Source organism: Shigella sp. FC1544, from assembly GCF_001722145.1.
Lineage (GTDB): Bacteria > Pseudomonadota > Gammaproteobacteria > Enterobacterales > Enterobacteriaceae > Escherichia > Escherichia coli.
Genome location: NZ_MECT01000105.1, coordinates 1 through 6,839 on the forward strand (window position 1 = coordinate 1; position 6,839 = coordinate 6,839).

Annotated in this window: 6 protein-coding genes and 3 pseudogenes; 6 read left to right on the forward strand and 3 right to left on the reverse strand. The window is 51.7% G+C overall.

Annotation, left to right across the window (positions count from 1 at the left end; genetic code table 11):
• On the reverse strand, positions 1–165 hold a 165-nt coding region (locus BGK49_RS25775), incomplete at its 3' end, for an IS1 family transposase (RefSeq protein ID WP_047664789.1).
• A gap of 161 nt (positions 166–326) precedes the next feature.
• On the opposite strand from BGK49_RS25775, the gene BGK49_RS07310 reads away from it, so the two are divergent.
• Positions 327–1,076, forward strand: a complete 750-nt coding sequence (locus BGK49_RS07310) for a C40 family peptidase (protein ID WP_005025508.1) — start codon at positions 327–329, stop codon at positions 1,074–1,076.
• Between the two features lie 175 nt (positions 1,077–1,251).
• The gene (gene rayT, locus BGK49_RS07315; protein WP_000006234.1) at positions 1,252–1,749 is read left to right on the forward strand and encodes an REP-associated tyrosine transposase RayT; all 498 of its coding nucleotides are present in this window, start codon (positions 1,252–1,254) and stop codon (positions 1,747–1,749) included.
• Positions 1,750–1,871: 122 nt separating this feature from the next.
• Here rayT and BGK49_RS07320 read toward each other — a convergent pair.
• Positions 1,872–3,590, reverse strand: a pseudogene (locus BGK49_RS07320) (flagellar biosynthesis protein FlhA); the annotation flags it as partial.
• Between BGK49_RS07320 and lafU the strand changes: the two are divergent.
• The 4 genes and pseudogenes from lafU to BGK49_RS07340 form a co-directional block, all read left to right on the forward strand.
• Positions 3,556–4,341 (forward strand): putative lateral flagellar export/assembly protein LafU, encoded by a 786-nt coding sequence (gene lafU, locus BGK49_RS07325; protein WP_000207568.1) that lies wholly within the window; start codon positions 3,556–3,558, stop codon positions 4,339–4,341. The pseudogene BGK49_RS07320 and the gene lafU sit on opposite strands and share 35 nt — an antisense overlap.
• A gap of 70 nt (positions 4,342–4,411) precedes the next feature.
• Positions 4,412–5,467 (forward strand): DNA polymerase IV, encoded by a 1,056-nt coding sequence (dinB, locus tag BGK49_RS07330; RefSeq protein ID WP_001226164.1) that lies wholly within the window; start codon positions 4,412–4,414, stop codon positions 5,465–5,467.
• Positions 5,464–5,916, forward strand: coding sequence for a GNAT family N-acetyltransferase (locus tag BGK49_RS07335; RefSeq protein ID WP_001059855.1), 453 nt, complete (start codon positions 5,464–5,466; stop codon positions 5,914–5,916). Before dinB ends, BGK49_RS07335 begins: the two co-directional genes overlap by 4 nt.
• A 245-nt stretch (positions 5,917–6,161) precedes the next feature.
• Positions 6,162–6,683 (forward strand): annotated as a pseudogene (locus BGK49_RS07340) (RNA ligase RtcB family protein); the annotation flags it as partial.
• A 23-nt stretch (positions 6,684–6,706) separates the two neighbouring features.
• On the opposite strand, the pseudogene BGK49_RS29165 reads toward BGK49_RS07340, so the two are convergent.
• A pseudogene (locus BGK49_RS29165) lies at positions 6,707–6,839 on the reverse strand (IS110 family transposase); the annotation flags it as partial.

Consider the following 6,839-nt stretch of genomic DNA (forward strand, 5'->3'; position numbering starts at 1 on the left):
TTTCTGGTGCGTACCGGGCTGAGAGGCGGTGTAAGTGAACTGTAGTTGCCATGTTTTACGGCAATGAGAGCAGAGATAGCGCTGATGTCCGGCAGTGCTTTTGCCGTTACGCACCACGCCTTCAGTAGCGGAGCAGGAAGGACATCTGATGGAAATGGAAGCCACGCAAGCACCTTAAAATCACCATCATACACTAAATCAGTAAGTTGGCAGCATTACCAGATTATGAAACCTCAATAGTAATATGCAAATAAGCAATTAATAATCCCGTTTACTCCTCCGGTCTTTTAAAATTCTCACCTTCATTCAGCCGGTTTATGTCCTTCATGTCTTCGTTCTTGCTCGGCAGATTTCTGCATCCAGGCGTGTTTTCGTTATGCGTTTTGCTCCCTTTACTCGCCAGCGCCACCACATCACATATCTCTTTCAGCTACGCCGCCCGCCAGCGGATGCAAAACCGTGCGCGTTTATTAAAACAGTACCAAACCCATCTGAAAAAACAGGCCAGCTACATTGTGGAAGGCAATGCCGAAAGCAGAAGGGCGCTACGCCAGCACAACCGGGAGCAGATAAAACAGCATCCAGAATGGTTTCCTGCGCCGCTCAAGGCAAGTGACAGACGCTGGCAGGCGTTGGTAGAAAACAATCATTTCCTCAGCAGCAACCACCTGCATAATATCACCGAAGTGGCGATTCACCGTCTGGAGCAACAGCTTGGCAAGCCTTACGTCTGGGGCGGCACGCGGCCCGATCAAGGCTTCGACTGTAGCGGGTTGGTTTTTTATGCCTACAACAAGATCCTTGAGGCTAAGCTCCCGCGCACGGCTAATGAGATGTATCACTACCATCGGGCAACCATTGTGGCAAATAACGACCTGCGCCGGGGAGATTTGCTGTTTTTCCATATCCACAGCCGTGAAATTGCCGACCATATTGGCGTGTATCTGGGAGACGGTCAGTTTATTGAGTCGCCGCGCACGGGGGAAACCATTCGGGTAAGTCGGTTAGCTGAACCTTTCTGGCAGGATCATTTTTTGGGCGCGCGGTGGATATTGACGGAAGAGACGATTTTGTAGGACGGATAAGGCGTTTACGCCGCATCCGGCGGTGGTGCGCAGATGCCTGATGCGACGCTGACGCGTCTTATCATGCCTACAAATCTGTGCGTTTTTGCGAGCCGCTTTCCTGTTATTCCATCACCTCATTGCCGACCTTTCCTTTTCTTCTTACCGTTGAGAAAAAGGAGTCGCCATGTCTGAATATCGTCGTTATTACATCAAGGGGGAAACCTGGTTTTTCACGGTGAATTTACGCAATCGTCGAAGCCAACTCTTGACCACCCAGTACCAGATGCTCCGTAACGCCATTATTAAAGTTAAGCGAGACAGGCCTTTTGAAATCAACGCCTGGGTCGTTTTGCCAGAGCATATGCATTGCATATGGACATTACCTGAAGGCGATGATGATTTTTCCTCTCGCTGGCGGGAAATTAAAAAGCAATTTACCCATGCTTGTGGATTGAAAAATATCTGGCAACCACGTTTTTGGGAGCACGCCATCCGCAATACCAAAGATTATAGGCATCATGTTGATTATATTTATATAAATCCAGTAAAGCATGGTTGGGTAAAGCAAGTGAGTGATTGGCCATTCTCAACGTTCCATCGCGATGTCGCGCGAGGGTTATATCCCATCGATTGGGCGGGGGACGTAACGGATATAAATGCTGGCGAGCGTATCATTTTATAATTATGCGCAGATGCCTGATGCGACGCTGGCGCGTCTTATCATGCCTACAAACCTGTGCTGGATCGGTAGGCCGGATAAGGCGTTCACGCCGCATCCGGCAGTTGTGCACCAATGCTGGATACTTACATCAACGCCCCCATAATCTTCAACTCCAGCTCGTCCGGCACTTCGTTATACGACAGCACATGCAGCCCCGGAGCAAACAACCTTGCATAACGCGCCAGCAAAGGGCGCAGCTGCGGTGGCACCAGCAGCACCGGGTCTTTCCCCGCCGCTTTCATCTGCTCTTTCACCTGTGGCATCGTACTCTGGAACTGGTTGAGCATATTCGGGTCCACTGGCACGCTGTCGAGCATCACTTTACCGCCCTGTTGCGCCTGATTCACTAGGTTAGTCAGCAGATTTTCCAGCTCATTATTCAGGGTATACACCGTCAGCTCCTGCTTGCGAACGAACGGATGGGTAATGCTGCGCCGCAGCGCCAGGCGCACATCGGCTGCCAGCAGAATATGATCTTTGGTCACCGCGCTACTGGCGACCAGCACGGTGGCGATGGTGACGATATCGCGCAGGGAAACGCCTTCGGTCAGCAGCGCCCGGTACACTTTCAGCAACTGGCTGTAATTGAGCACCGCGCTTAAATCCTCCGCCAGGCGCGGTGCCATAGACGACAAACGGTTATGCAACTGCGTAATATCGTCATAGTTAAATAAATCAGGAATATAGCTGCGCACAATCTTATTTACATGGGTAGCAATCACGCTGGCGCTGTCGATCACCTGATACCCCATATTCAGCGCCTTCGCTTTCTGCGCAGGCTGGATCCAGGTCACCGGCATCCCGTACGCCGGGTCGTTCCCCAGCACGCCGTCTATCTCGCCGTAGGTTTCGCTGGAGGGCAGGGCCATCAGTTTATCCGCCGGAATATCCGCTTCATCAGCCTTAATGCCGTTGATGAAAATAGCGTACTGGCTGGGCTTAAGGCGGAAGTTTTCCCGAATGCGGATCTCCGGCAGCAGCACGCCGTTGCCGTCGGATATCACCTGTTGCACGCCGCGAATACGCTGGGTGAGCGGGTTGCCCTGGGCTTTATCGACCAGCGCCACCAGCTTGTAGCCGAGGCTTAAACTGATAGGCTCGATAAGCGGAATGGTTTCCCAACTGACCTGTTGCTCGCTGGTTTCGGTGATGGTGCGGGTCAGCGTTTCGAGACTTTTCTCTTCCGCTTCCGCCGCCTGCGGGCGTTTGCTCATCCGCCAGCCGGTAAAGCCAAGCAGGGCGCTGAACAGCAAAAACGGCAGATGTGGCATTCCCGGCACTACCGCCAGTACGAACATAATTCCGGTAGCGGTGTAGAGCACCGATGGGCTTGCCAGCAACTGGTTACGCACGTCATGGGCGATATCGCCGTTGTCGCTGACGCGGGTGACGATAATCGCCGCCGCGGTGGAGAGTAGCAGGGAAGGGATTTGCGCCACCAGCCCGTCGCCGATGGTCATCAGCACATACTGCTGGAAGGCGGCGTCGGCGCTCAGGTTGTATTTGAAGATCCCGATACAGACGCCGCCGATCAGGTTGATCGCCAGAATCATCATCCCGGCGATAGCATCCCCGCGCACAAATTTCGATGCCCCTTCCATCGCGCCGTAGAAATCGGCCTCGCTGGCAACATCTTTACGTCGGGTTTGTGCCTGCGCCTGATTGATCAACCCGGCATTAATATCGGCGTCAATCGCCATCTGCTTACCGGGCATCGCATCCAGGGTAAAGCGGGCTGAAACCTCGGAAATACGCTCGGCCCCTTTGGTGACGACGATAAAGTTGATTGTCAACAGCGTCAGTAAATCCGAGCGTGAAAGCATTATCGCCGCGCTGCACGGGCAGTCGATTTTTAACGGTGGTGGGCTGTCGCCGTTAAATAAAATCAGCCCGTCTCATCCGCCAAAACCTGCCACCGTGGCGGTGCCGGAAGAAACGGAGAAAAAAGCGCGCGACGTCAATGAGAAAACGGCGCTGCTGAAGAAGAAATCCGCCACCGAGCTTGGCGAGCTGGCAACCAGTATCACCACCATTGCCCGTGATGCGCATATGGAAGCGAATCTGGAGATGGAGATTGTTCCCCAGGGATTACGCGTGCTGATTAAAGACGACCAGAATCGCAATATGTTCGAACGCGGCAGCGCGCAGATTATGCCGTTCTTTAAAACGCTGCTGGTGGAGCTCGCGCCAGTTTTCGACTCGCTCGATAACAAAATTATTATTACCGGGCATACCGATGCGATGGCTTACAAAAACAATATCTACAACAACTGGAACCTTTCGGGTGACCGCGCGCTTTCGGCTCGTCGGGTGCTGGAAGAGGCCGGAATGCCGGAAGATAAAGTGATGCAGGTAAGCGCAATGGCGGACCAGATGCTGCTGGATTCCAAAAATCCGCAAAGCGCGGGCAACCGGCGCATTGAGATTATGGTGCTGACCAAAAGTGCGTCCGATACGCTGTATCAATACTTTGGTCAGCATGGGGATAAAGTGGTGCAGCCGCTGGTGCAAAAGCTGGATAAGCAGCAGGTGCTTTCGCAGCGAACGCGTTAAATGCTGAATCTTTACGCATTTCTCAAACTCTGAAATCACTGTATACTTTACCAGTGTTGAGAGGTGAGCAATGCGTAAAATCATTCATGTGGATATGGACTGCTTTTTCGCGGCGGTGGAGATGCGCGACAATCCCGCCCTGCGCGATATCCCTATTGCTATTGGCGGCAGCCGCGAACGTCGGGGGGTGATCAGTACCGCCAATTATCCCGCGCGTAAATTTGGCGTACGTAGCGCTATGCCGACAGGGATGGCGCTCAAATTATGCCCGCATCTCACCTTGCTTCCGGGGCGCTTTGACGCCTACAAAGAAGCCTCAAATCATATCCGCGAAATCTTCTCGCGCTACACCTCGCGTATTGAACCGTTGTCACTGGATGAGGCTTATCTCGACGTCACCGATAGCGTCCATTGCCACGGTTCTGCGACCCTCATCGCCCAGGAAATCCGCCAGACGATTTTCAACGAGCTGCAACTGACGGCGTCTGCGGGCGTGGCACCCGTAAAGTTTCTCGCCAAAATCGCCTCCGACATGAATAAACCCAACGGCCAGTTTGTGATTACGCCGGCAGAAGTTCCGGCATTTTTACAAACCTTACCACTGGCAAAAATCCCCGGCGTCGGCAAAGTCTCGGCGGCAAAACTGGAAGCGATGGGGCTACGAACCTGCGGTGATGTACAAAAGTGTGATCTGGTGATGCTGCTTAAACGCTTTGGCAAATTTGGCCGCATTTTGTGGGAGCGTAGTCAGGGGATTGACGAGCGCGACGTTAACAGCGAACGGTTGCGAAAATCCGTCGGCGTGGAACGCACGATGGCGGAAGATATCCACCACTGGTCTGAATGTGAAGCGATTATCGAGCGGCTGTATCCGGAACTTGAACGCCGTCTGGCAAAGGTGAAACCTGATTTACTGATTGCTCGCCAGGGGGTGAAATTAAAGTTTGATGATTTTCAGCAAACCACTCAGGAGCACGTCTGGCCGCGGCTGAATAAAGCTGACTTAATCGCCACCGCGCGTAAAACCTGGGATGAACGCCGCGGCGGGCGCGGTGTGCGACTGGTGGGGCTGCATGTGACGTTGCTTGACCCGCAAATGGAAAGACAACTGGTGCTGGGATTATGAATAACATACAAATAAGAGACTATCAGCCTGGCGATTTTCAGCAACTATGCGCTATTTTCATTAGAGCGGTTACGATGACTGCCAGTCAGCATTATTCACCACAACAAATTGCCGCCTGGGCGCAGATTGACGAATCTCGCTGGAAGGAGAAACTCGCGAAATCACAAGTGCGGGTTGCAGTCATTAATGCAAAACTGGTCGGCTTTATTACCTGCGTTGAACACTATATCGATATGTTATTTGTTGACCCTGAATACACCCGCCGTGGGGTTGCCAGCGCTTTGTTAAAACCTTTGATTAAGTCTGAATCCGAACTTACGGTGGACGCAAGCATAACCGCAAAACCCTTTTTTGAACGTTATGGTTTTCAGACAGTTAAGCAGCAACGCGTTGAATGTCGGGGAGAGTGGTTTATTAATTTTTATATGCGTTATAAACAGCAACATTAAATCCAGCTTGCAATGAAAATAACGCAAGCCTAGTATGTGCGCGTTTTCTTATTCCACAAACTGCAAGGAGGTAAATCATGACAAATCCTTTATCAATGACTCTTTGCAGACCTTTCCAGGATTAATTCTTTTTTTCTTGCCCTGGATTCGTCTGCCATTTCCTGATTTTTTAATTGTTACTCTCAATAATTCTAGTCGCAACACATGCAACTTGAAGTATGACGAGTCTATTTACGGAATGGTATATGGGCAATTATATTCGTCCCTTATCCGATGCGGTATTTACCATCGCATCTGATGACCAGTGGATCGAGAGTTTAGCGATCCAACAATTACACACCACGGCAAATTTACCCAACATGCAGCGCGTAGTGGGGATGCCAGATTTACATCCCGGATGCGGCTATCCGATTGGCGCAGCGTTCTTCTCTGTTGGTCGTTTTTATCCGGCACTGGTCGGCAATGATATCGGCTGCGGTATGGCGCTATGGCAAACAGATATTCTCGCTCGCAAATACAACGCCGATAAGTTTGAAAAGCGATTATCAGATCTGGATGACGTTGCTGAAGAAAGCTGGCTGGAGGAAAACCTGCCGTCAGCATTTGCACAGCATCCGTGGTGCAGCTCGCTTGGCTCTATCGGTGGCGGCAATCATTTCGCTGAACTGCAACAAGTTGATCAAATCATCAACGCTGAACTGTTTGCACTAGCAGGTCTGGATGCACAACATCTGCAACTGTTGGTTCATAGCGGCTCGCGGGGGGTGCCCCTATTAAGTTGTCAAGCATGTTATGACCCCTGCGGGGTATAAAAAGTCCCGTCGCGCATCATGGCGAACAGAACGTCGCAGCGTCGTCTCGCCAGGGCGATAAGCGCCTGATTGTGTCGTTTTCCCTGACTCATTTTGCGGGTGTAGTAAGCC

Bases quoted from the DNA above. Each gene is read 5' to 3' on its own strand.
- BGK49_RS07310 (WP_005025508.1), top strand. From the start codon at position 327: ATGTCTTCGTTCTTGCTCGGCAGATTTCTGCATCCAGGCGTGTTTTCG.
- rayT (WP_000006234.1), top strand. From the start codon at position 1,252: ATGTCTGAATATCGTCGTTATTACATCAAGGGGGAAACCTGGTTTTTC.
- dinB (WP_001226164.1), top strand. From the start codon at position 4,412: ATGCGTAAAATCATTCATGTGGATATGGACTGCTTTTTCGCGGCGGTG.
- BGK49_RS07335 (WP_001059855.1), top strand. From the start codon at position 5,464: ATGAATAACATACAAATAAGAGACTATCAGCCTGGCGATTTTCAGCAA.